Source organism: Methanobrevibacter sp., from assembly GCF_017409525.1.
GTDB lineage: Archaea > Methanobacteriota > Methanobacteria > Methanobacteriales > Methanobacteriaceae > Methanocatella.
The window spans coordinates 12,776-37,423 of sequence record NZ_JAFQSO010000004.1 but is presented as its reverse complement, the minus strand read 5'-3'; the positions used below and the strand labels follow the sequence as shown (position 1 = coordinate 37,423).

At 35.7% G+C, this 24,648-nt stretch carries 22 protein-coding genes; 11 read left to right on the top strand and 11 right to left on the bottom strand.

What is annotated here, in order from left to right; genetic code table 11:
- Positions 1-109: 109 nt before the first annotated feature.
- Positions 110-2,431 carry a DEAD/DEAH box helicase gene (locus IJE64_RS01790; protein ID WP_292781177.1) on the top strand — a complete coding sequence of 774 codons (2,322 nt, stop codon included), beginning with the start codon at positions 110-112 and terminating at the stop codon, positions 2,429-2,431.
- A gap of 1 nt (position 2,432) precedes the next feature.
- On the opposite strand, the gene IJE64_RS01785 is transcribed toward IJE64_RS01790, so the two are convergent.
- Genes IJE64_RS01785 through hisS form a run of 4 tightly spaced genes read right to left on the bottom strand, consistent with a single transcriptional unit; the run spans position 2,433 to position 6,745 of the window.
- On the bottom strand, positions 2,433-3,188 hold the full coding sequence (locus IJE64_RS01785) for a sugar phosphate isomerase/epimerase (protein ID WP_292781175.1): 756 nt from the start codon (positions 3,186-3,188) through the stop codon (positions 2,433-2,435).
- Positions 3,189-3,195: 7 nt separating this feature from the next.
- Positions 3,196-5,037, bottom strand: coding sequence for a PINc/VapC family ATPase (locus IJE64_RS01780; RefSeq protein WP_292781173.1), 1,842 nt, complete (start codon positions 5,035-5,037; stop codon positions 3,196-3,198).
- 1 nt (position 5,038) lies between these two features.
- Positions 5,039-5,446: a phosphoribosyl-AMP cyclohydrolase gene (gene hisI / locus IJE64_RS01775; RefSeq protein ID WP_292781171.1), complete on the bottom strand. Its 408-nt coding sequence runs from the start codon at positions 5,444-5,446 to the stop codon at positions 5,039-5,041.
- Between the two features lie 3 nt (positions 5,447-5,449).
- On the bottom strand, positions 5,450-6,745 hold the full coding sequence (hisS, locus tag IJE64_RS01770; protein WP_292781167.1) for a histidine--tRNA ligase: 1,296 nt from the start codon (positions 6,743-6,745) through the stop codon (positions 5,450-5,452).
- Positions 6,746-6,952: 207 nt separating this feature from the next.
- On the opposite strand from hisS, the gene rhuM reads away from it, so the two are divergent.
- The 3 genes from rhuM to IJE64_RS01755 are packed head-to-tail and all read left to right on the top strand — an operon-like array spanning position 6,953 to position 9,554.
- Positions 6,953-7,993, top strand: coding sequence for a RhuM family protein (rhuM, locus tag IJE64_RS01765; RefSeq protein WP_292781164.1), 1,041 nt, complete (start codon positions 6,953-6,955; stop codon positions 7,991-7,993).
- 21 nt (positions 7,994-8,014) lie between these two features.
- Complete coding sequence (locus IJE64_RS01760) at positions 8,015-8,863, top strand: shikimate dehydrogenase (protein WP_292781161.1); 849 nt, start codon at positions 8,015-8,017, stop codon at positions 8,861-8,863.
- A gap of 1 nt (position 8,864) precedes the next feature.
- On the top strand, positions 8,865-9,554 hold the full coding sequence (locus tag IJE64_RS01755) for an ATPase (protein WP_292781159.1): 690 nt from the start codon (positions 8,865-8,867) through the stop codon (positions 9,552-9,554).
- Here the strand turns inward: IJE64_RS01755 and IJE64_RS01750 are convergent.
- Together IJE64_RS01750 and IJE64_RS01745 are read right to left on the bottom strand one after the other, a co-directional pair.
- Positions 9,537-11,030, bottom strand: coding sequence for a replication factor C large subunit (locus IJE64_RS01750; protein ID WP_292781156.1), 1,494 nt, complete (start codon positions 11,028-11,030; stop codon positions 9,537-9,539). The two genes, IJE64_RS01755 and IJE64_RS01750, sit on opposite strands and share 18 nt — an antisense overlap.
- A 9-nt stretch (positions 11,031-11,039) precedes the next feature.
- Positions 11,040-11,987: a replication factor C small subunit gene (locus IJE64_RS01745; RefSeq protein ID WP_292781154.1), complete on the bottom strand. Its 948-nt coding sequence runs from the start codon at positions 11,985-11,987 to the stop codon at positions 11,040-11,042.
- A gap of 139 nt (positions 11,988-12,126) precedes the next feature.
- On the opposite strand from IJE64_RS01745, the gene IJE64_RS01740 reads away from it, so the two are divergent.
- The 4 genes from IJE64_RS01740 (at position 12,127) to IJE64_RS01725 (ending at position 15,754) form a co-directional block, all read left to right on the top strand.
- The gene (locus tag IJE64_RS01740) at positions 12,127-13,086 is read left to right on the top strand and encodes a zinc metalloprotease HtpX (protein ID WP_292781151.1); all 960 of its coding nucleotides are present in this window, start codon (positions 12,127-12,129) and stop codon (positions 13,084-13,086) included.
- Between the two features lie 8 nt (positions 13,087-13,094).
- Positions 13,095-13,826 (top strand): tRNA (adenine-N1)-methyltransferase, encoded by a 732-nt coding sequence (locus IJE64_RS01735; RefSeq protein WP_292781148.1) that lies wholly within the window; start codon positions 13,095-13,097, stop codon positions 13,824-13,826.
- A 79-nt stretch (positions 13,827-13,905) separates the two neighbouring features.
- Positions 13,906-14,649 carry a DUF4013 domain-containing protein gene (locus tag IJE64_RS01730; protein WP_292781145.1) on the top strand — a complete coding sequence of 248 codons (744 nt, stop codon included), beginning with the start codon at positions 13,906-13,908 and terminating at the stop codon, positions 14,647-14,649.
- A gap of 58 nt (positions 14,650-14,707) precedes the next feature.
- Positions 14,708-15,754 carry an acyltransferase gene (locus tag IJE64_RS01725; RefSeq protein WP_292781143.1) on the top strand — a complete coding sequence of 349 codons (1,047 nt, stop codon included), beginning with the start codon at positions 14,708-14,710 and terminating at the stop codon, positions 15,752-15,754.
- Here the strand turns inward: IJE64_RS01725 and IJE64_RS01720 are convergent, their stop codons facing one another.
- The 4 genes from IJE64_RS01720 to IJE64_RS01705 form a co-directional block, all read right to left on the bottom strand.
- Positions 15,755-16,606, bottom strand: coding sequence for an alpha/beta hydrolase fold domain-containing protein (locus IJE64_RS01720; protein ID WP_292781140.1), 852 nt, complete (start codon positions 16,604-16,606; stop codon positions 15,755-15,757).
- A 46-nt stretch (positions 16,607-16,652) separates the two neighbouring features.
- Positions 16,653-17,363, bottom strand: a complete 711-nt coding sequence (locus IJE64_RS01715; protein WP_292781137.1) for a DUF4013 domain-containing protein — start codon at positions 17,361-17,363, stop codon at positions 16,653-16,655.
- Positions 17,364-17,463: 100 nt separating this feature from the next.
- On the bottom strand, positions 17,464-20,319 hold the full coding sequence (gene leuS, locus IJE64_RS01710) for a leucine--tRNA ligase (RefSeq protein WP_292781135.1): 2,856 nt from the start codon (positions 20,317-20,319) through the stop codon (positions 17,464-17,466).
- A 10-nt stretch (positions 20,320-20,329) separates the two neighbouring features.
- The gene (locus IJE64_RS01705; protein ID WP_292781132.1) at positions 20,330-21,139 is read right to left on the bottom strand and encodes an NAD+ synthase; all 810 of its coding nucleotides are present in this window, start codon (positions 21,137-21,139) and stop codon (positions 20,330-20,332) included.
- Positions 21,140-21,451: 312 nt separating this feature from the next.
- Between IJE64_RS01705 and IJE64_RS01700 the strand changes: the two genes are divergently transcribed.
- Positions 21,452-22,222 (top strand): DUF389 domain-containing protein, encoded by a 771-nt coding sequence (locus tag IJE64_RS01700; protein ID WP_292781129.1) that lies wholly within the window; start codon positions 21,452-21,454, stop codon positions 22,220-22,222.
- Positions 22,223-22,315: 93 nt separating this feature from the next.
- A complete protein-coding gene (locus IJE64_RS01695) occupies positions 22,316-22,747 on the top strand; it encodes a dCMP deaminase family protein (protein ID WP_292781126.1) in 432 nt (143 codons plus the stop codon).
- Positions 22,748-22,819: 72 nt separating this feature from the next.
- Here the strand turns inward: IJE64_RS01695 and IJE64_RS01690 are convergent, their stop codons facing one another.
- Complete coding sequence (locus IJE64_RS01690; protein WP_292781123.1) at positions 22,820-23,332, bottom strand: hypothetical protein; 513 nt, start codon at positions 23,330-23,332, stop codon at positions 22,820-22,822.
- A gap of 257 nt (positions 23,333-23,589) precedes the next feature.
- Here IJE64_RS01690 and IJE64_RS01685 point away from each other — a divergent pair, with 257 nt between their 5' ends.
- Positions 23,590-24,618, top strand: a complete 1,029-nt coding sequence (locus IJE64_RS01685; protein WP_292781120.1) for a TRC40/GET3/ArsA family transport-energizing ATPase — start codon at positions 23,590-23,592, stop codon at positions 24,616-24,618.
- Positions 24,619-24,648: the final 30 nt, after the last annotated feature.

Sequence of the window (24,648 nt, the reverse complement as noted above, 5' to 3'; positions counted from 1 at the left end):
ACCAACTGATATTACTTTTCAAATGCTCTCACTAAACCTTTTTTAAATATTAAAAATTAATATGTTAATGTAAAAGGGTTTGCAAATTTAGATATAAGCGGGTTAAATTATGGCTAATTATATTTCACATCCTTTAATTAAAAAAGATGCAATCGAATCAAGGTTATATCAACAAGTTTTAGCAGGGGATGTTTTAAAAAAGGGAAATACCATGGTTGTTGCGCCAACTGCATTAGGCAAGACCATTGTTGCTATTTTGGTTGCTGCAGATAGGTTGCAAAAGGTTAAAAATTCAAAAATACTTGTTCTAGCCCCATCTAAACCCTTAGCTATTCAACATGAAGATAGCTTTAAAGAATTTTTGACACTTCCATGTTCCTCAATTACGGGTGCCGTAAAAACCGATGAAAGAGTTAAAAGATGGGAGGAATCCAGAATTATTAGTGCCACTCCCCAAACTGTCGAGTCCGATTTATTAAATGGGCGTTATGATTTGAGTAATGTTTCATTAATTGTTTTTGATGAATGTCATCATGGTGTTGGTTCTTATTCATATGTATATCTGGCTTCTCGTTATGTCCAGGAATCTAATTATAATTTAATTTTAGGTCTTACTGCTTCACCAGGTTCCGATAAGGGAAAAATCAAGGAAGTATGTGAGAATTTGTATATCCAGAACATTGTCGTTAAAACAGAAGATGACAGTGATGTCAGACCTTACTTCAATCCTGTTGAAATTGACTGGGTTAAAGTTAAAATGAGCTCTGAGCTTGAAAAAATTAAAAACTATATTGACAAGGCTTTAAAAGTGAGGCTTAAGGCTTTAAAAAATATGGGCATTATCAGAACGGTATCTGTCGGTAAAGTTGATATACTAAAAGCTAGGGGCAGAGTTCAGGGCGAAATTGCGAGATCCATTAATCCAGATAAGGATTTGTTCCAGGCAATTTCTATATTGAGTGCGGTTATTAACATTCAGCATTCGCAGGAGCTAATCGAAACCCAGGGCATTTCTACATTCAATAAATACATATCAAGGTTACGCAAGAAAAGAACAAAAGCCGCCAAGTCTTTAATGTGGGATGATAATTTTGGAAGGGCTGTTAAAATGGCCCGCGATGCAGAAAGGCATGGATGGGAGCATCCGAAATTAAGGGAAGTAACAAAAATTTTGAAAAAGGAATTGGGCAGTGAGGATGGTCAAACCAAACTTCAATCTGATAGATTTGCTAAAAATGAAGATGAAAAATCATCTAAAATAATCGTATTCACTCAATACAGGGATACTTTAGAAATGATTCATCAGAAACTTGAAAAAGAAGGCATTAAATCAGCCAAATTCTTTGGTCAAGCTTCTAAAGATGGTGAAAAGGGTCTTACTCAAAAGGAACAAAAAGCCATTATCAAATCATTTAGAATGGGCGAGTACGATGTGTTACTATCAACAAGTGTTGCTGAAGAGGGTATTGATATTCCTGCAGTTGATTTGGTCGTGTTGTATGAGCCGGTTCCATCGGAAGTTAGAATGATTCAAAGACGTGGCAGAACAGGCCGTAAAAGAACAGGCCGTGTAAAGGTTTTAATCACTATGGGCACTCGTGATGAAGCTTATTATTGGTCTAGTGTTAACAAAGAAGCTCAAATGAAAAATCAACTCATAGATCCGGATGTGTTGGAGGAGCTGAATGCCTCTGCAGTCGAGCGGATGGAAAATGAGAAAAAGATAAAGGTCATTGAAAAGCCTAAGGTGGAAAATACCTTGCCTGTTGTTTATGCAGATTCAAGGGAAGGCAATTCAAAAGTGATAAGACATTTGTCTGAAATGGAAATCGACGTTAAAGTTCATTCAATGTCAGTGGGTGATTATCAGGTAAGTGATGAGGTTGTCATTGAAAGGAAGACTGCAAAGGATTTCGTTGAGTCAATTATTGATAAAAGGCTATTTAAACAAGCTCGTGAATTATCTGAGGAGTTCAAATGTCCTTTACTGATTCTTGAGGGTGATGACATTTATAATGGCATGCTTCATCCAAATGCGATAAGGGGAACCATTGCAACTATTGCAATTGATTTTGGCATAAGCATTATTCCTACAAGAAATTCTGAGGATACTGCCGCAATGATAAAAAGAATCGCTGTTCGTGAACAAAATGGTGAAAAAACACCTATACAGATTAGAACAGACAAAAAGCCGGTAAGCTTATGGGAGCAGCAATTGTTCATCGTTGAATCTCTGCCGAATATTGGTCCTGTAAATGCAAAGAATTTACTGCAGCATTTCGGGTCTGTTGCCAATGTGATTAATGCATCTGAAAGTGAACTTCAGGAAGTTGAAGGTATTGGTGTAAAAACTGCTAAGAATATTAGAAAAGTAGTTGAATCAGAATATTTATATTTCCAAAAAGAAATTAAGGAAAGAAAACTTCTTTAATTTAAATTTTAAAGTTATTTTTCATATATTCGTAACTTTTTTTGATAGAATCGAAGTCATTTACTTCAATGATATAGATGCCATCATAATTATTTTTCTCTAATGTGGTTATGATAGTGTTTAAATCAATAGAGCCTTCACCTAAAGCAAGGTGTGAGTCATCGTCACCAAAATTATCATGGGCATGTACGTGTTTAATTGAATCAAAATACATTTCCTCCGGAGAGTATCCGACATGATTGGCATGCCCAATATCCAATGTCATTGGCATGTCAAGTGAAACTAGCAAATCATTTAAGTCATCCATATCCTGGTAAATCATGCTTTCAAAATTAGGCATGTTTTCAATTGTGGTTAAAATACCGGAATCTTTCCCATATTCGCCGATTTCTTTTATTGATTCTTTTGCAACTTTATAAACATCATCAAGGAAATATTTGTTAACTAAAAAGGAAGCTAATCCGGGATGAACAACAACGGCCTCTGCATCGATTTTGTTAGCAAAGTCTATTGAGTCCTTGATTTGATCTATTGAATTTATTCTGCTTTTATGCTGCAATGTCGCAATGTTCACATCCATGAATGGGGCATGAATGCTGTATTTGAGATTGTAGCTTTCTAAGATATTCGGGTCGATATTTTCTGATGGGAATTGATGAACTAGTTCAACATATTCCAGCCCTAAATTTTCAATAAATTCTAATGTGGTTTCCAATGTTTTTTCTATTCCTGCCAAAGCGGATGCACCAATTTTCATATTATCACTATTTCTTAACTGCTGTAATCTTTAAGCCCATTTCAATAGCTTCCAAGATAAAATCGGATAATTCGATACCATTTTTAATTTTTATTTCACCTTTTTTAGAAGTTGTTGCAGTAAGCAAGTATTCTCCTTCAATTAAGATGTCAAAGTTTTGCCTTCCATTCTCTTTTCCCAAATCTAAAATCATTTGTTTTCTTGTATGGATAATGTCCACTTCGAATGGAGTTTTGTCAACCGGTTTTTCATCGATGATTTCCACGCCCAAACTTATTCCGATTTCACGTTCAATCTCGGCGATTCTTTTTCCGTTCTTTCCGATGATTTTTGGAACATATTCATCTGGAATGTAAATGTTGGCCCTATCCGGTGAGATTACTTCAACATCAACTTTTGCTTTTTTAGGAAGTATCCTTTTTATTTTTCTTAGGATTTCTTTTTCTGCAATTAGGTCTACAGAAGATTTGTGGGGGGCATTTTCTCCAGAACCGTTTACCAAATCCATGTCCATAACGATGGTTTGCTCACCGTATGTGTAGATTTCATTTTTAAGCTCGCCAGTTTCAAAGTCTCTTACTTCAATGACAGGTCTTGCAAGGTCTGCTTCTTTCATTCCTGTTGGAACTTTAACAGTCATTTTTGTTTCATAGACGCTTGTAACTTTACCGTCTTCAATGTAAATGCTTGTATCCACAATTGAAGGTATTACACCAAGTTCCACTCTTGATGCAATCCTTTGAATTGCATCTATTGGTCGTGTTGCATGAACAACACCGATCATTCCGACACCTGCAAGTCTCATGTCAGCAAAAATGTTAAAGTCAGTGTTTTTTCTTAGTTCGTCATAAATTGTATAATCCGGTCTCACGAGCAATAGAACATCAGCAGTGTTTTCCATGCTTCCTTCAAGAGGGCTATATTGGGTTATTTCATCATCCAACTGCAAGTCTCTTGGGGATTCCATGGTCTTAACAATTTTATTTAGATCTCTTGAATAGTATTTGGCTATTGCCTGTACAAATGTGGATTTGCCCGCACCAGGCGAACCGGATATTAATATACCTTCAGCGCTTGTTTTAATTCGATTCAATAGTTTATCTGATAGGTGATATTCATCCAAATCTATATTTGCAACTGGTCGAACAACTGTAATCTCAAGACCTTCGGCAAATGGCGGATAAGCTATTGATATCCGGTATTCTCTTGATTGGACAACAAATGACCCTTCCTTATCGGATTCCAAATAGGTTTTTGAATCGGTATGTGCCTTTTCAAGTATTTCATCCACTATATTATTAAGTTCAGAGTAGGAATATGGTTCATCTTCAAGCTTAACGAAGTCGATGTGGCCGGGTGTTCCTTTTTTTGCCATTGGAACTACATTTTCTTTTAGATGTATGGACATTGTGGTTTCGTCAAAGAATTTCTCGATTGAGAGAGCCTTATGGACATATTTCTGTTCATAATAATAGACGGGAATTCCCTGTGCTTTTGCCACTTCTGCCTGTACCTTGTCATTTGTCAGAAGCATTCCAAATTCGGATCTTGCAAGGTCTCGTATAATGCTGTCTATCTCGCCGCTTTTGGCATATTTGATATCATAATTGGTTGGGCGTTTTCCTTTAAAGGTAATGGCTAATTCGCCTTCATCCTGCATATCTTGTAGTTTCTTTAGTTCATTTAATCCTTTTATTCCTTCAGACCTTTTTGCATTGGCCTGATGTTCAAGTTCACAGACTACAGCCTCCGGTACAATAACTTCCGGATAGTCGAAATCTCCATTTTCTATCAGTTCACTTACCGCACCTATTATTACTGCGCTTGTGTCGGGGATTATACAGTTCATTTTAATACACATCGTCTGGGTTTACGAGCCTTTCTAGCACGATTTCCAAATCATCATCTTTTAAGTCTTCTATATCCACTTCATTGTCGGTGTTAATTTTTCTAAAAAAGCAGGAAAGGTATCCTTCATGGCATGCCGCTCCGGTCTGTTTGATTTTTAAAACTATTGCATCCATATCGCAGTCAACAAGGATTTCCTTTACTTCCTGAAAGTGTCCTGAACTTTCTCCCTTTAGCCATAATTGATTTCTTGAAGTGCTCCAATAATGCGCTTTTCCTGTTTCAATTGTTTTCTGGAGCGCTTCTTTGTTCATGTTTGCCAACATTAGTATTTGGTCTGTATCGGCATCTTGAGCAATGGCAGTTATGACCTTAGCACCATTTATTTCATGTCTGAAATTAATTTCCATAGTTTATTCCTCTTTGAGATAGTCTACTATACTGTCGATGTCTACCAGTTCCTGATTTCCACTTTTCATGTCTCTGATTGTAATCTTATTTTCTTTAAGATCGTTTTCACCGATTATAGCTATTTTTGAAACGTTTATCCTATTGGCATGATTAATTAGTTTCTTGAATTTTTTGCCGTTCAAATCGACATCTGCCTTGATGTTGTTTTTTCTTAGAATCTGGGTTATTTCATAGGCTTTAGGTCTTACGCTTTCTGAAATTGGAGCAACATAGATATCTAAGTGTGAAGGTAACTCTTCGGTTTCGGTAAGCTCTTCTATTGCGTTCATTAGTCTGTCAAAACCAAGCGCAAATCCGGTGGACTCGACTTCCTGGCCTCCGAACAGTTTAACCAGATTATATGATCCCCCACCGCAGATCTGCTTTTGAGCACCAAGCTCCGGAACATAAATCTCAAACACGATTCCGGTGTAGTAGTCAAGTCCTCTTGCAACTCCCAGGTTCAATGTATAGTTATTAACATCGAAAGCCTCTAAAATTTCGATTAACTGTTTAAATTCTTCAAGCGCTTCTTTTGGCTCATCATAAGGGGCAAGCAATTCTTCAACATCATTCAAAATTGATTTGTCTCCAATGAAGTCTATTAATTTTAGTAGAATTTGATTTAACTCGTCATTGTCAATGACCGGTTCGTCTCCACTTAATGATTCGATTAGTAAATCTTTATCTCCCTTGTCAATGACGACCATTATTTCCCTTTGGGTTTCGGCTGAGATTTCAAAGTGCTTGAACAGTCCCCTGATGATTCCCAAGTGGTTGAGATTGACATCGGCAGTTGTAATTCCCAAAGCGTTGATCGCATCTGTGCATAATGCAATTACTTCCGCTTCACCTTGAGGTGATTTGGCTCCAATCAGCTCACAGCCGAATTGCCAGAATTGTCTGAACCTTCCTTTTTGAGGTCTTTCATATCTAAAACAACTTCCATAGTAATAAAGTTTGATAGGTTTTGTAGAAGTTTTTTGAAGCTCATTTATGTATAATCTAGCAACTGGAGCTGTAATTTCAGGTCTTAAGGTTAATTCTCTGTCTGATTTGTCTTTAAAATTGTATAATTGATTAACAATTTCTTCTCCTGATTTTGTTGTAAATAACTTTAATTCTTCAAATAAAGGGGTTTTGATTTCCTGATAACCATAATTTTCAAATATGTTTCTTAAGGTACTTTCTGCTTTTTTTCTCTGTCTCATTTCATCAAATAAGAAATCTCTTGTACCTCTAGGTCTTGTAAATTCCATTTTTACTCTCCTATGATTAAATTTATTATAATTAAAATATGTTTTTTAGAATTTATATAATCTTTTGTTATTTTTAAAATTTTTAATAGTTTTTGCATATGCACGTTTACACATTTGCATTTTTGTGTTTTTTCAATTTTTTGCACTTTGGACATGTTTATTTTTTTTAAAATTATTATTTTATTTAAAAATGTTGGAGGATTTAGTATGGTTAAATTTAAGTTAGTTGATACATTATTGTATCAAAGTGAAGAAGGAGCGGTTGAAGGAAAATTTATCATAGGTGATGAAACATTATGGGCCAGTAGAAATGTTGTAGCTGAGATTTTTGGGACCACTGGACAAAATATATCTGACCATTTTAAGAATATAGTTCATGAAGGTGAGCTTGAAGAAAATGAAGTAAGCATATCTTCTAAAGAACTATTTAAAGATGATTTAGAATTTAGCAAGGATTTCTTGCAAAAATCTAATAATCGAGGTAGGCCTCAAATATGGTATAATCTTGATGCAATCATCTCAATTGGTTATAGGATTAATTCAAAAGAAGCAACAAACTTTCGTAAATGGTCTAGGGAAATATTAAAACAATATATGCGAAAGGGTTTTGTCATTAATAAAGAACTTTTAATAAATGGGGGGAAGTTCACTGATGAATATTTTGAAGAGTTAGTTGATGTAATTCGTGAGATAAGATCTTCTGAACGTAAAGTCTATGAAAAAGTAACTGATTTGTTTGCTACTGCATACGATTATAATAAAAATGCTCAGATTACAAAAGAATTCTATGCTAAAGTTCAAAATAAGTTGCATTATGCTGTTGTTGGACTTACTGCTCCTGAGATAGTACGTGAGAGGGCGAATAGTAAAAAAGAGCACATGGGCTTAACAACTTGGTCAAGAGCGCCTAATGGTAAAATATTGTTAAGGGATGCCAAGGTAGCTAAAAATTATTTAACAGAAAAAGAATTAAAAACCCTTAATCGTGTTGTAAGTATGTATTTGGATTATGCTGAGGATAGAGCCGAAAGGCAAATTCCAATGAGTATGAAAGATTGGGCTGAAAGATTAGATAAGTTTTTAGAGTTCTATGAGTATGCAGTTTTAAAAGGAAAAGGTAAAATTTCAAGAAAAGAAGTGGATGAATTTGTTAAGTTAGAATATGAGAAGTTTAGAGTGGTTCAAGATAGGTTATTCCAATCAGATTATAACAGATTTGATGAAGAAACTAAAAAGTTTTTAGTATGAAATAATCTAATTATAAATTATATGAAAATTAAAGGTAGCACAAATATTGTAGGTTTAATAGGCCATCCAGTTGAACATAGTTTTTCACCGCCAATGCACAATGCAGCATTTGATGCATTGAATATGGATTATGCTTATGTTGCTTTTGATGTTGACCCCTTGAATTTAAAGTCAGCCATTGAAGGCGCCAAAGCTCTGGATATTAAAGGGTTAAATGTTACCATTCCCCACAAAATTGAGGTAATGCAGTGCCTGGATGAACTTGATGAAGTCGCCGGGTTAATCGGTGCAGTAAACACAATTGACATTAAAAATCTGAAAGGATATAATACTGATGGAATCGGTGCTATAAGGGCTATTGAAGAGGTTTCAAGCATTAAAAATAAGGATGTTGTTGTTGCAGGTGCTGGAGGTGCTTCAAGGGCCATTTCATTTTACCTTGCAAAATTCAAAGCCAATTCAATTACAATACTAAACAGAAATGTTGATAAGGCAGAAAATTTAGCCTCTGATATTTTGGATTCAAATCTAATAAGTGAAGCTAGATCAGATTCAATTTCTGAAATTAACAAGTATTTAAACGATTCAGATATCTTGGTTGATACAACTCCTGTGGGAATGCATCCTCACATTAACGATGAGCCAATAGCGACTGCAGATAATATGCATGAAGATTTAGTGGTATTTGATGCGGTTTACAATCCAAATGAAACAGTTCTATTAAGTGAAGCCATTAAAGCTAATGCCAAACCGGTTTACGGAATCAAAATGCTACTTTACCAAGGTGCCGAAAGCTTTAAAATATGGACAGGCAGAGACGCTCCAATTGATGTGATGGAAAAGGCACTTAATGAATTTTTAGGTAGATAGAATGGATTTGATGTTTGATATTTCAGGATTAACATCCGAAGAGGAGAAATTTTCTTCGTCTAAAAAAGACGTGTTGAAATTTCTGAAGGTCATAGGTGTTGACACTCGTTTTATTTCATATACTCCACAAAAAATCTACATTAACAACTTGAGATTCTCAAAGTTTTCAAGAACCCGCGAAGCAACCTTCAATAAGCAATATCCGGAAATTGAAGTTGTAAGAAATACATTGTTTCAAAAAATTTGCTCAAAATCGGCTAAATTGTTGACATTGGAAATCAAGCCTAACTCAACAATATTGATGCCTGAAGATAATTATATCTGTGAACTATTGTTAGAGCCTTATACTCGTAAATATGGTGTCAATCTAGTTTATGAGGGGGATTATGATTTAAAGGTAAATTCATTGATATTGGATGATGAGGTAAACAATATTTTTTCAAGCATTTTTTCAGGTGAAGGTTTGGAGTTTAGGGATAATCCCGATGAAATCTATCCTTTGCTGAATGTATCCCTTGAGTGGATTAATTCATTTTTAGAGATGGACGGTCAGGAATTAATGGAAAATGAAAATACTGATGATTTGGCAATTTCATTTTCTCAATTTTTAGAGGATGTTGCTCCCCAATATAGGGAAAATGTTCTTAAAGCCAGCGAATACATTGAAAAAAAGTTAAAAACTGAAGAGTGAAACTTGCTTATCGGTTTTCTTTTTAGGTTTCTCTTCATTTTCTTCTTCTATAGCTTCTTCTTTGACATCCTCTTCGATTTCCTCTTCAGGTATTGGTTCCTCTGAAAGACCTGGAATTTCGAATGGAAGTTCCTCTTCGACATCTTCCTCTTCAACGGCTTCTTGAGTCGCATTCATCATTTGGTTTTGAAGTTCCTCAAATCTCCTGTCACGCTCTTCAACTCTCATTTGAGCCTTTTGTTTTTCCATTTTGGTTATGACTTTTTTAGGAATTTTTTTGGATCTGAATCGTTTGATTTCATTGTCTTCCAATTCTAAAAAGTCAGATATTTCCCATGCAAGCTCATCATTTCTAAACATTATTTCCATGTATGGAAACATTGAGATAGCTATTGAGTGTGAAACATGCATTTTTTCAGACATTTTTTCAGCTATTCCATCCCTTAGGTTTCTTTTGCCTCTATTGCGTCCCATTAATGTGAATATGCTTGGGGTTTGAATTTTCGTGAATTTTTTATAGGTTTCTTTTTTAGAGGAGCTGACTCCAATTCCCATAAAGTCACTTGCATATCTCCAATAGCCATAGTTTCTGCTGCTTTGGGCTCTTCCAAAGTATAAATCTGCTTTGGCTATGTTTTCATAGGCTTTTTTGATTTCATTTTTCTTGGAGTATTCTCTTGGAATGTTTTCCGCAATGTATTCCATTACAAGCGTTGGGTCTTCATCTACCCTGAGAGCTTCCCTTACATGTTGCGGGTTTTTACTTTTTAAAACACCGGTTATTGCATTGAAAATGTCTGATCGGTCATCTTTTGTTCGCAAATCTTCAATGGATTTTGGCTCCAATACTCCATCTTTGTCTGCCAGTGCCTGCAAGGTGTTGATTGCTGAACGCATATCTCCATTGGATTTTTTAGCAATTAAATCAAGCGCTTTTGGATTGGCTTTAATCTCTTCTTTTTCAGCTATTTCTTTTAAAGCTTTCCTGATGCTTGGGCTTCTTACTTTTTTCATTTTAATTACAGTGCATTTTGGTTTGATGGACTGCAATCGTTTTGAGTAGAAGTCATTAGCTATAAGAATCATTGGATGTTTTGAGTTTTTAATGATTTCTCCAATGGCTTTCACGCCTCCACGGTCGTTGGTTCCGTGAATTCCGTCAACCTCATCCATAATGATTAACTTGTATTCATCTCCAAAAAGAGATCTTGATGATGAGGACTCTCCGATTGTACTTTTAATGACGTCCTGTGAACGTTTGTCACTTGCATTTAGCTCGATTGATTCTGAAAACTCTTTTGCAATGACCTGTGCAAGTGTTGTTTTTCCAATTCCTGGAGGTCCAACTAAAAGTAGGGGTTGCTGAGGATTACCTTTTTTCCAGTTTCCAACCCAATCTTGGATTATTTTCTTCTCTTTGTTATTGCCGACTACTTCATCTAAGGTCTGTGGTCGGTATTTGTCTGTCCATAACATCTCTATACCTTAAATGAATTTGGTTAAAAGGGCTTCAAGTTGGATTCTTGGATTTGCTCCTTCTCTTATTCTGAAATCACAATCTGCGATTGATTCGATTAGTTCAATGTAGAAATCAGGTTCCATTTTTCCTTCCACTACTCTTTTGGAAACTTCCTGATAAATTTGAGTAACCATGTCCTCCCCACTGGTTCCCTGAAGCACCATGGTTTCTCTTAAGATGGTTCTAGCGCCTAAAAAGTCACCGACTAATGCCTTATTTATCATGTTTCCAATATCCTGTGGTTTTGCTTTGGACACTACTTCATAAACGGATTCCTCTGTAATGGTTTCTCCTTCGGAAGCTGCAGCCTGCAGGACATTCACGGCTTTACGCATATCTCCTTCAGCAAAGTAAACTATGGTTTCAAGACCTTTGTCGTCTGCATCAAAACCTTCGCTTTCACAGATGAATTGCAACCTTTCTTTTATTTCTTCTCCTTTAATTGGAGCGAATCTGAATATTGCGCATCTTGATTGGATTGGGTCGATAATTTTTGATGAATAATTACATGAAAGTATAAATGAAGCGGTTTTTGTATACATTTCCATTTCACGTCTGAGTGCATGTTGGGCATCCTTAGTCATGTTGTCCACTTCATCCAGAAAGATTATCCTGAATGGGGCGCCTACGGGTTTTAGCCTGCAGAAATTTTTGATATTATTTCTCACGGTTTCGATTCCTCTTGCATCGGATGCATTTAACTCTAAAAAGTTTTGCCTCCAGTATTCGCCAAGAATTGATTTTACTAATGCAAGTGCGGTTGTTGTTTTTCCAACACCTGCGGGACCTGTAAACATTAAATTAGGCATGCTTTCCTCGCCTACATATTTTTCAAGCCTGGTAATGATTTGTTTTTGTCCTACAACGTCTTCTAGTTTTTGTGGTCTATATTTTTCTACCCATGGTCCGCTCATTTAATCACCATATTTTCACTGTAAAAAGTTATGTTTTAGGTTTGTAATTAACTTTTGCTTAATGTTTTTATATGTGGAAATATCATATATAATTTGATTGAGAGAGTACTTGAAAAGTAATATTTTTGAGGTGTTAAAAATGAGAGGCACATGGAAACTTAGATTGAGAATGTGGTTAACTTCAATTTTAATGTTTACAATTGTTTATTTCTTTATAATGCTTGTCTGTTGGTATCTGGGCATCCGCAGTTACATGATCTGGGCAGTTATCAGTTTAGTAATTGTATTTTTACAGTATTGGTTCGGACCAAGCCTTGTTAAACGTTCAATGAATGTAAGGCCCCTATCAGAGGCAGAAGCTCCCCATATTCACAAGATGGTGGCGGAACTTGCACAGGAAGCTGGCGTTCCAAAACCTGAAATTGGCTTGTCAGAAATCGATATTCCAAATGCATTTGCATACGGTCGCTCAAGCAAAAGCGGACACATCGCAATCACACGTCCCATTATAGGTTTGCTTGACTATAATGAGTTAAGAGCAGTTTTAGGCCATGAAATGGGTCATATTAAGCATAATGATATGATAGTGACTGCGGCCGTTAGTGTAATTCCTATGATCTGTTATTATGTCGCTTTGTCATTCATGTTTTCAGGAGACAGCGACAATGGAGGAGTTATCATCATTGGTATAGTGGGATATCTGTTCTATTTAATCGGACAACTTTTAGTATTATTCATTTCAAGAACAAGAGAGTATTATGCTGACGAAGCCAGTGTCGAGTTTGGAAATAGACCTGCTGCACTAGTTTCTGCACTTTATAAGCTATCTTATGGTGCGGCAAGATGCAGCAAGGAAACAATCGATGAGGTCAATACCAACAGGGCATTCTTTGTCAACGATGTTAACAATGCAAAAAATGATGTCGTTGACTTTAGGCAAATAGACTTTGATGGCGATGGAAAAATATCTGATGAGGAGTTAAGAAGATTAGCTAATAGTGATGTTAAAATATCTACCAAAAATGGACTCATGGAACTGTTGTCCACTCATCCTGATTCTTTAAAAAGAGTAAAAAGATTAGCGGAGCTTGAAAATTAGGTGAAAACATGAAAATGATTTTAGATGAACGTGGAAAAAAATATATCTTAAAGCATGGTGAGGAGTTTCAAAGTGATTTGGGAATCGTTAAGGCCGATGTCCTGGACAATGCCGAAATCGGCGATGAAGTGAAAAGCCATCTTGACCACACATTTAAAATCGTCAAACCCAATATCAATGATTTCATTGATTTAATGGATAGGAGATGTTCTATCCTTATTAAAAAAGACATTGGTTTGGTTTTGGCTCACACTGGATTGGGTGCAGGTTCACGCGTGGTTGATGCAGGAACTGGCGCTGGGGCCATCGCACTAAACTTTGGAAATGTCGTAGGCAGTGAAGGCAAGGTATTCACCTATGAAATCCGTGAGGATTTTGCAGAAGTTGCCCAAAAGAACATTGATAATTTTGGGATTGAAAACATTGAAGTCAAAAACCAGAATATTAAAGAGGGAATCGATGAGGAGGACATAGATTTGGTCTTTTTGGATTTGCCTAAGCCGTTTGAGATATTTGAAGAAGTGTGGGAATGCTTAAATGTTGGGGGTTGGCTGGCGGTTTATGCCCCATATGTCGATCAGGCTGAAATCTCTCATCGCATAGCCAAAAAATTAGGCTTTTATGACATTGAAATTATTGAGATTTTGGAACGTGGTCTGGAAGTTAGGCAGCAAGGGGTAAGGCCTAAAACACGCATGGTTGGCCATAGCGGATATTTGGTGTTTGCAAGAAAGTTGTAAAAATTAACTTCCACTATTTTTCTATTATTTCATAACTTTAATTAATAATTATCGACAAAAGTATTACTGAGGGTAATTCATGCCGATAAGAATCATTGAAGACTCTTTTAAATATTGCATAAAGAATAAGTTATTTTTTTGTTTGATAGTGCTATTGCTCTTTATAAACAATTATATAATAATTACAACAAAGTCGCTGCTAGCAGTAATCATATCTCTAATTTTTGTAATAGGATATGGGTTGCAAGTCACTCAGGATATTATTAATGGTGGCACTGAGTTACCTAAATTGATGCCAAAGAAGATGGTTATTTTTGGAATAAAAGGAATCATTGTTTTCTTATTTTATTTTACTATTCAAGGCATTTTCTTAGCGATTGTTGCTGCTTTTTTACATTTTCCGGAATTGGAGATTGAAGAATTAATTTTGAGATATAATGAAACAATAAATTTGTTCTGGTCTCATGATCCCCTTAGTTTTGTGATGTTTATCGTGTTCGAATTTATCATAATCTATTCTACTTCATTTTTCATGGAATTGTCTATAGCTAAGTTGGCTGATGGCGGAAACATAAAGAATACATTAAATTTTTTGAAAATTAAGCGTGCCATTGATGTGATTGGATGGAAGGATTATTCCTGGGATTATACAAAAATTATTTTATCGGTGGTCATTTTAACATATTTAACACAGTATCATATCTCAATCACAATAGTTGATAGCATTTTCAGCACGATATTGAGATTACTGATATTCATTATCCAATTTATGGGAATGGGTTATGTTTATAAAGTTTATAAGGAGAATGAATTGGAAAGTTAATATAAAATAACTTTATATCTGAATAAGATTATAAATTAATATATCCTGGTGAAAGTTAATGTCTAAAACGAGAATAAAATGGATTGATTTGGTACGTGCAATAGCTATTTTAACGGTATTATATATTCATGCAAATGATGGTATTTTTATCATATCTTCAGATGCTATTGTAAATTATACTATCTATTCTAGGATTTTCAACTTTGCATCGCTTTTCGTTGGCCGTTTGGGAGTCCCGTTATTTTTAATGATTACAGGTTATCTTTTGCTTGACAGGACTTATAATGATGAGAGAGTTAATAAGTTTTGGGCTAAAAATTGTAAGAATCTAATTATTGTCACTGTAATTTGGGCAGTGGTATATTCTGTTGTTTTATATGTTGTTACACTTAACAGTGGGGGCGGAGTTAACCTTTCTGAAGCGGGAACTTTGTTTTTTAGTCATATGTGGTATATGCCTATGATTATAGGAATGTATCTTTCATTGCCTTTTGCAGCTGTCGCCTTGAATCATTTCGATTCGAAAACTGTTCTTAATGGAACTATTGTATTTTCACTTTTGGCATTTGCAATTCCATTTATTACAATCGTTTTTGAAATGCATGGAATAAGCGGTGTGGCTGTACAATACTGTCTAGGTTTTAGTGGTGGAGTATATGGAATTTACATTATTTTAGGATACTTGATTAAAAAAGGAGAATTTAAAAACATATCTAATTATACATTAGGAGCAATTGCTCTTGTTTCATTTTTAATTTGTCTTTTATTCCAGTATTATTCATTCACAATAAATTACAATTTCATTTTATGGTATGAATCTCCATTTGTAATGCTTGGATCATTTGCAATTTTTGAATTGTGTTCTAGAATGGACGATGTTTGGGCATACGATTGGGTTTTGATATTGTCCAAATATTCATTTGCGGTGTTCTTGATACATAACCTATTTAGATTGCCTTTGCTTCCTCTTGTTGTTAAATTGCCTTATTCAGAACCGGTAAAGGCGATTATCCTTTGGGTTTTATTGATTGTATTAAGCTATATAACAGCAGCTATAATCTATAGAATTCCGAAGTTCGGAAAATACATTTTATACATGAGATGATTAATCATCCATCTCTTTTTTTATTTCTTTAAATGCATGTCTTGCTTCCGGAATGGGGAATAGAGGATATATATGAAACATTCCTTTGCCTGTAATTAATTTTGCATAGACACCATCATTTTCAAGCTTTTCTACGTAATTTTTGATATCCTTGTAAAAGATTTCGTCTGTGCCTGCAAAAATCAGTGTTTTTGCAAGATTTTCATTGTCTCCAAAAAGGGGGCTTACTTTATAGTTTTTTGTATCTAAATCGCCTGCCCATTTCTTTCCGATTTCACGAAGGCCGACTTCACCTAAAATCGGGTCGTTTTCGTTATCATAGGGGGTGCTGCTCATTGACACGTCAACCCATGGGGAAAAGGTTATGATATGCTTTGGTTGGGGCAGATTTACAGCTTTTAGGTGTTGTGCAAACGATAGGACAAATCCGCCTCCTGCCGAATCTCCCATCAATGTAATGTCATCTCTATTTTTAATCAAATCAGTGTACAGGCTGGTTATCAAATCGAAGGTTTCTGCAGCACTGTGACTTGGTGAAAGGGGATATGCTGGTGCAAGTATGTATGCTTTTAATTTTTTAGAAAGCTTATAGCAAAATAAGTGATGTTGGATGTTTATTTCATTCACATAGGCTCCGCCGTGCATATATAAGATAGTTTTTTTGGAATTCGGGTTTCCATATCTAAACACTTGCATTCCGTTCATTTCACTGCTTTTGAATACGCTGCGCACATGTTTGGATTCTGATTTTTCAGCTAAAAATTCATTAACTTTTTCTTCGGAGTCCATATATTTTGGTTTTGTAAACTTTAAAATGGACCCTGTTATTTTTGAAATTAATGATTTAGCCATAGGCCTCTCCTAGAATACTAAAGAAAAAAGAAAAAAGAGGGTTTATTTATACTGAGGAGTATAATAAACCTGATGCTCTAGCAATAGCAAAAGTAAGATAAATCCCTATAATGCCCATTATGATTCCGCCAACAACAGCGTTCAATTGGGAAATTGCTGTTCCGATTAAGCTTAATACTAATGCGGCAATGAAAACAACAATTGTGAATATTATAATTTTTACAATTCCTATTTTTGTAATGTCTGCAAGAGCTCCTGCAATGTTTAAAGAATACATTAAATCTTCGGTTTTAGCTAATCTGCATTGACCCATAAATGCCGCAAATGCAAATATTATAAATAAGATGGCGGCTATTAGACTTGATAGCCAATTTGCGAGGAATATTGCTAATAATGCACTAATAATAATTGGGATTAAGTAGTAAACTAAAGTTATGATAAATAATTTTACACCGTTTATGGATTGTCTTATAAGATCAATTTCAGGTGCCGCATCATCTCTTGTGATACCGAATTTAATGACATCTAATAAATAACCTTCAATTACAAATCCAATTAAAAGTGAGATAATTATTCCTATAATTCCTGACCCAATAACGGCAAGTAAATTGTTTGCTGACATCCCTGCATTCATACCAGCAATGCTTCCGGCTGATGCAATTCCAACAATTATTCCTAAAATAGCATAAATAACTAAAGCTTTAATGTTTTTTAATGGATACATAAAAGCATCACTAAAAATTTCACCAATTTCCATTTTATTCACCTTTTATCATTGAAATAATTTTTATATAAAACTATATTGTAAACAATACTATTTTAATATTATTAAAAAAATTAAGTAGGAATAAAATTAATTATTCCATAAAGATTGCAGGCTTATAAGGCATTGCGTTTCTTGCCTTATTCTGTGGGTCGTATGAATCGTCAGTGTGAATGAGGACCTCTTCACCAATCTCTTCGCAGATGTAGTCTAGGGCATCATTGAGAATTTCCTCTTCATCGATTTTGCCGATGTATTTGGTTTTGGTCATCTCACGACCAATCTTTTTGGCCACTGCAGCTATCTCTTTTTTGTCGTCATAAATGTTGGCGCCAATGGCCCTTCCCATAATTTGGCCGATATCTGGTTTTCCAACATCATCAGCTATTTTATATAAGTCCCATTTCCAATCAGGAGCTAAATAAATGTGCACTTTGGAAATGTCCTCTTTGACCATTTTTTTGATTTGGGTAATGTCTTTTATGACATTCTGCACGAATTCCTCTGATTTTTCGATTTCCACACTCACTGATGACTCGTCATAGACAGGCCATGAGGCTTCGCTGACAAAGCCCTTTCCACCATATTTTGCCCATAACTCTTCTGAGGTGTGTGGTGTGAATGGTGCAAGAAGCCTAATCCAAGCTTCAAGGACTGTTGATAGTACATAAATGATTGCAGGGTCCTGTGAATCAATCAAATGTTTTACCCTGTAAAGGTAGTGGTCAACATCCTTTTTAAGCAAGAATAATGATTCCTGAAGTGCTTGCCTTGTTTGGAACACTTCCAGTGCTTCGGTTGATTTTTTGATATGCTGGTTAAGCTGGCTTATCATCCATAAATCTATGGTACGGGTTAATTCAACTTTTTCAATATTGCTTAAATCCAGATCGGAGCCTTTCATTTCTTCAATTTTAGCCGCAAATTCCCTAAACCATTCAAGTCTTCTTTTGGTTCCAAGTACTTCTTTTTCCCTCCAGTCAAAGTCTTGCCATGGTTCGGCGGATGCCATCAGGAAAAGTCTTACCACATCGGCGGTGTAATCTCTTATTGCATCTTTTAAAAGAATGACATTGCCTTTTGAAGATGACATCTTATTTCCTTCCAATAGGCCCATTCCAAACACTACGGTTCCTTTTGGCCATTTGTCTTCAGGATAGATTGCGCTATGGGTAAACATTAAAAAGCTTAGGTGGTTACCTACCAGGTCCTTTGCAGACAATCTCCAGTCAAGCGGATACCAGTAGTTAAATTCATTTTGGATTTCAGCTACTTTATCTGCAGGAACGCTGATGTCTCCGGATTCTTTGTCAAGCAAGACTTTATCGAAGAATGCCGGTGTTAATTCATCAGGGTCCATGTCTTTAAGGTATTTGGCGATTGTATAGTAGGACATGTAAATTGTAGAGTCAGTTAATGGTTCGATTAGCCATTGGGTATCCCAAGGAAGTCTTGTTCCAAGTCCCACTTTTCTGGAACATGCCCAATCATCCAACCAATTAATGTAATATTCAAAGTTGCTTTTAAGCTCTTTTGGAATGATTGTTTCGCCTTCAAGGACTTTTAAAGTTTTTTCGGTCCATTCCTCGTTTCCGTATTTCATGAACCATTGATTATCCATAATCTTAACGACACAATTGTTTCCGCATCTGCATACGACTGGCCTTTCAGCGAAGTCATACATTATTGTGGCCATATTGTCTGCTATTAGTTTGTCTTTTAACTCTTCACGAGCAAAACGAACTTTCATGCCTCCAAATTCAGGTATTGATTCAATGATTGTTCCTTTGCTGTGTTGCTGCTTGTATAATTCATTTGTAGCTTCATGTAATTTTTCATCGTTTTGGTCAGTGATTCCAAGCCTTTCAATTATGTCTGCTGCTGGAATTTCACCGTATCCCTTAAGGGTACATACTGGGATTGGATGAACGTCTTCAACAATGCCTTCCAAGTTGTATTTAGCTATTAGCTCTTCATTATTTTTTAAATCCTGGAGTGCAATGTAGTCTGCCGGTGCATCGGCAGGTTCTGAGAATACAACTCCGCTACCGTAGGATGCGCTTACAAAACTGGCCGGGAAGATTGGCAAGTCATCGCCAGTGAATGGGTTTTTAGCCATTTTTCCAATTAAATCGTTAGGATTGATTTCGCAGATAATTTCTAAATCTTTAATTTGGTGCTGTAAATTGTAGTGAGCTTCTTTTGTAATGACCCAATTTTCTCCTTCTGCATTGACAAGCACATATTCAACATCAGGATTCAACCAGATGTTGGTTGCTCCAACGATGGTTTCCGGTCTTAATGTTGCGGTTACAAGGATTTTATCTTCAATTGGGAATTTTAAAAGGGTTAATTCATTGACACCCACTCCTTCGCCTTCAAGCAAATCGTGGTCTCCAACTGGATTGTCACAGTTTGGACAGTATTTTACGGGGTGTTCTCCTTTTGCAACTAAACCCTTATCGTGTAATGTGGTAATTTGCCATTCGATGAACTTCTTGTAGGTTGGGTCAATTGTTCTGAATTCACGTCTCCAATCAATAGAATAACCCATTTCTTCCATTACTTCGTGATATTCGGTTGAGAAGTATTTTACAATAAATTCTGGTTCTTCTAATTTTGGCAAGGTTTCTTTTGGAACTCCATGAACTCTTTCATACAAATCCAATGTCCAAGGGTCTTTTCTTTTAATTCTGTCAGCTATACCGATAACCGGAGCGCCGGTCACGTGCCAAGCCATAGGGAATAGCACGTTATAGCCTTCCATTCTTTTAAATCTTGCATAAACGTCGGGAACAGTATATGTACGTCCATGACCGATATGCATAGCTCCGCTAGGGTATGGGAAAGCTACTGTAAGGAACAGTTTTTCCCTTTCATCTGGGTTTGATTCAAATATTTTTGCATCAGCCCACTTTTTTTGCCATTTTTTTTCTATATTTTCGCTCACTAAATCACCATTATGCTATTGTTTTTAAAGGAATTTCAGGAACTTTACTTTTGTGTTTGCTCCTAATAATTTTTGTAATAATCATATCAACGTCATCTACTGAAATACTTAATTTTTCAGCTATTTCAGTATTTTTCATATCTTTTTCTGTGTAGAGATAAAGGACTTGATCAAGTAAATCATAGCTCATTCCAATTTCCTCCTCATCGGTTTGGTTTTCCCATAAACCTGCACGTGGAGGCTTTTTGACAATTTCTTCTGGAACATCTAAATATTCACTTAATTTGAAAACTTCACTTTTGTATAAATCTCCAATCGGTTCCATATCGCATGCGCCGTCCCCGTGCTTGGTAAAGTAACCGATGAGAATTTCACTTTTGTTGCCTGTTCCGCTAACTAGGTAGTTTTTCTGATTTGCGAAATAGTAAATGATTGACATTCTGATTCTAGCTTTTAGGTTTCCTATAGCCAAATCATTCTCTTCAAGTTGTGTCATTTGCAGGAATTCATTTAAAATACTGTCGATAGCTATTTCCTTATAGTCTATTTCCAGAATTTGTGCAATTTCGACTCCGTGAAGTTTGTCTTCTGTTGGTGTAGTTGTGGATGGCATGATAATTCCAAATACATTGTCTTTTCCAACGGCTTTGCATGCCAGGTAAGCTGTAAGGGTCGAATCGATTCCTCCGCTTAAACCAATAACAATTCCGTCAGTTTTGGATTCATCAACTTTGGATTTAATGAATTCAACAATGTCTGTTTTAGTTTTTTCTAAGTTTATATCTGGAATTTCACTAATATTTTCACCAGCCTTCATCATTCATACATTAAATAATATGTCATTATTGATTAATATATTAATATGTAGAACCGGTTTGTCTACATCAGGTAATTCATGTTCAATAGTGGTGATTGTTAGCATGAAATCCCACTTGGATATTCACAAATTTGTCCTGTGAAAATGTTGCAATTAATTTAATTAATTATTAACATCTAATTATTTAATAGGGATAATAATATTGAAATTATTGAACTGAATGTTTTCAAGGGATTTACACATCAGATGATGTTCGGATGGGCAGTATTCTTAAGTGTAATGTGTCATTAGAGGTAAGGAAATGGAAATATGAATATGGATAAATATAGAAATGAAACAATAAAGGAAAAAATCAAAAAGGCATTCTCATTATCAGAGGATAAGGCATCAAATGAGGAGATACGTACACGTCTTCTGGATGGGGGTCGAGTCACCGGAACGAATATGTGCGTATTGGTCTGTGCAATGGTAATTGCATCTGTCGGCCTCAACATGAGTTCAACAGCGGTAATTATTGGGGCAATGCTGATTTCACCTTTAATGGGAAGCATTCTTGCTTCTGCATATGCAAGCGTATCCAACGATTATCCGCTGCTTCGCAATCATATGGTCGGTTTCGGATTGCAGATTGCAATCAGTGTCGGTGCCGCCATGATTTATTTTCTTCTCTCTCCGGTTAAAGCACCGACTGCAGAATTGCTGGCAAGAACTTCACCGACTTTCTTTGATGTGCTGATTGCCTTTTTCGGGGGGATTGCAGGAATCATCGGACAAACCAGAGAGGACAAGGTTAGCACTGTTATTCCTGGTGTTGCAATTGCAACCGCACTTATGCCGCCACTATGCACCTGCGGATATTCGATTGCAAACGGCAGATGGGACATGCTCCTTGGTGCGGGATATCTGTTTCTAATCAATGCATATTTCATTTTCCTGTCAGCCACAATTATTATGAGTGTTTTGAAAACTCCAAAAACTCGGGAATTGACGCCGAAAGAGTGGAAAATACATCGCTTTAGGATGATTCGTAATACAATCATTATTATACTGCCAAGCATAGCGGCAGTTTATTTTATGGTTCATTAATTCAGCTATGATTTATAAAGGTTTGAAATAATAATACAATTAAGGAAAGGAGATAAAGATATGGCAGATGAAAAATCAATAAATGAAAGTCGTATGAGCAAAAATGAGTATTATCTTGCAATTGCTCTTGCGGTATCAAAAAGAAGCACTTGTTTAAAAAGACGTTATGGGGCGGTAATAGTAAATAATGATGAAATAATAAGCACAGGTTATAATGGAAATCCAAGAGGTGAGGAGAACTGCTGTGATAGGGGGGACTGTCAAAGAATGAACCTTCCATCCAATTCAGGCAACTATAATGATTGTTTTTCAGTCCACGCCGAACAGAATGCAATGATTAGCGCAAGCAGAAATGAAATGCTTGGATCAACCATTTTTCTAGCCGGAGAAAAGTATGAGGATGAATCTTGGGTGGAAATAGAAGATGCAGAACCTTGCCCGATATGCTTTAGAATGATAAAGAACTCAGGAATTGATAAAGTAGTTAGTAAGAAAGGGATTTCAAAACTGCGTGATACAGTTTGAACAAATTTATTCAAAATAAGAAACGAAAAATCATTGAAATAAAATTTCAATGATATTTTCTTTGAAAATTAATTATTCTTTAGCTTTTATGTCTAAAGTTTCTTTTTCAATGTCAATTCTTTCATCTAAAAGAGTTGTGAATTCATCCATTTCATCTTTGACAACTGCAAGGTCTTCTTCGAGGGATACCAATTCAGCCACTTTTTCCATATCTTTTTCAAGATTTTTGATTAACTCATTTTTAGCCTTTAGCATTTTTAATTGAGTATTTAATAAGATTTCTTCTAATTTATTTTCAGCTTTGAATATGATGAATTCAATAGGTTTTTCTTCATCTTCTTCAATTTCTTTATCAACAGCATCTAATAATTTAATGATATCCTTATCTGCATCATCTTCAGCTTTATAAATTTTCTTAATCGCTTTTTCGATATGGGAAGCTATTTTTTTGTCGGTGTGAGCTTCTTTTAAACTTAATTTTCTTTCTTCACGATTGATTTTGGCTTGTGCTCTTTTTTCTTCAAGTTTTACTTTCCTTTCATCATGTTTTACAGCAAGTTTTTCTTTAGTTTCTTCTAAACTCATGGTTTCACCTTATATTTTTTGACAATTGACTTTTTATATAATATAATTAATAAATTTTTTTATATAGTATGCCAATGAAAAAAATTCGTTAAAATCATTTAACAATTCAATATTTTGTTTGGTTTTGGTTGTAAAGTGTGTGGAATCCAATTGATGTTTATTAATTATTGTAGGTCTTCATTAATGTAATGTTGTAATAACTAAATTTATATAGTATGAAAAATTAAAATAGCATTTAGTAACTAAAAGTAAGTTTAATGGAGGCAATTTTCATGGCATTTAGAGATTATTTTAAATTTAATAAAGATAAAACAACATTCATTTTTGTAGGCGGAAAAGGAGGGGTTGGAAAAACTTCCGTATCATCTGCCACTGCCTTGTGGTTGGCTGAACAAGGTAAAAAGACTTTAATCGTGTCAACTGACCCTGCTCATTCATTGGCAGATTCTTTGGAGGTTCCGATTGATAACTATCCTCGTGAAATTAAAACTAATTTATTCGCTGTTGAAATTGATCCAGATGAGGCAATGGCTCAAAAGCAAGCCGCTTTGGAAGTGCGAAAAGCCAATAACCCTTCCGAAGATAATGGGCTGTTGGGCATGGACTTTTTGACTGACCAATTGGACATGGCTTCATCCTCCCCTGGTGCTGATGAGGCTGCCGCATTTGAGATGTTCATGGCCGTGATGAATTCAGACATATATGATGTTGTCGTATTCGATACTGCTCCGACAGGACACACATTAAGATTATTGTCCTTCCCGGAAGTAATGGACTCATGGGTAGGCAAATTGATGATGGCAAAAGCAAAATTGGGCACTGCAACCAATGCGCTTAAAAAAATCATGCCGTTCATGGAAGCGGTGGATGACCCTCAAACTTCTGAAGATTTGAAAAGAACCAAGGATGAGATCAATAAGGCCAAAAAGGTTTTATCCGATCCGGACAGAACAACATTCAAGATGGTTGTAATTCCAGAGGAGATGTCCATCTACGAATCTGAAAGGGCACTCGAAGCTCTCGGAAAACATGATATCACTGTTGACAGTGTCATCGTCAATCAGGTAATGCCTGATATCTGCGATTGTGATTTCTGCCATTCAAGACATAAGTTGCAGCAAAAACGTTTGGCTTTAATCGACCAGAAGTTCCCTGACCAGCATATAGCTGAAGTTCCGTTGTTTAAGGATGAGGTCAAAGGTGAGGAAAAATTATTGAAGTTCGCTCACATCCTGTATGATGATGAGGATAACGATGAAGTAACTCAAGAAGCTATTCAGCTTTAAAAAAATAAATAAGTTAAAATATTAAATTAT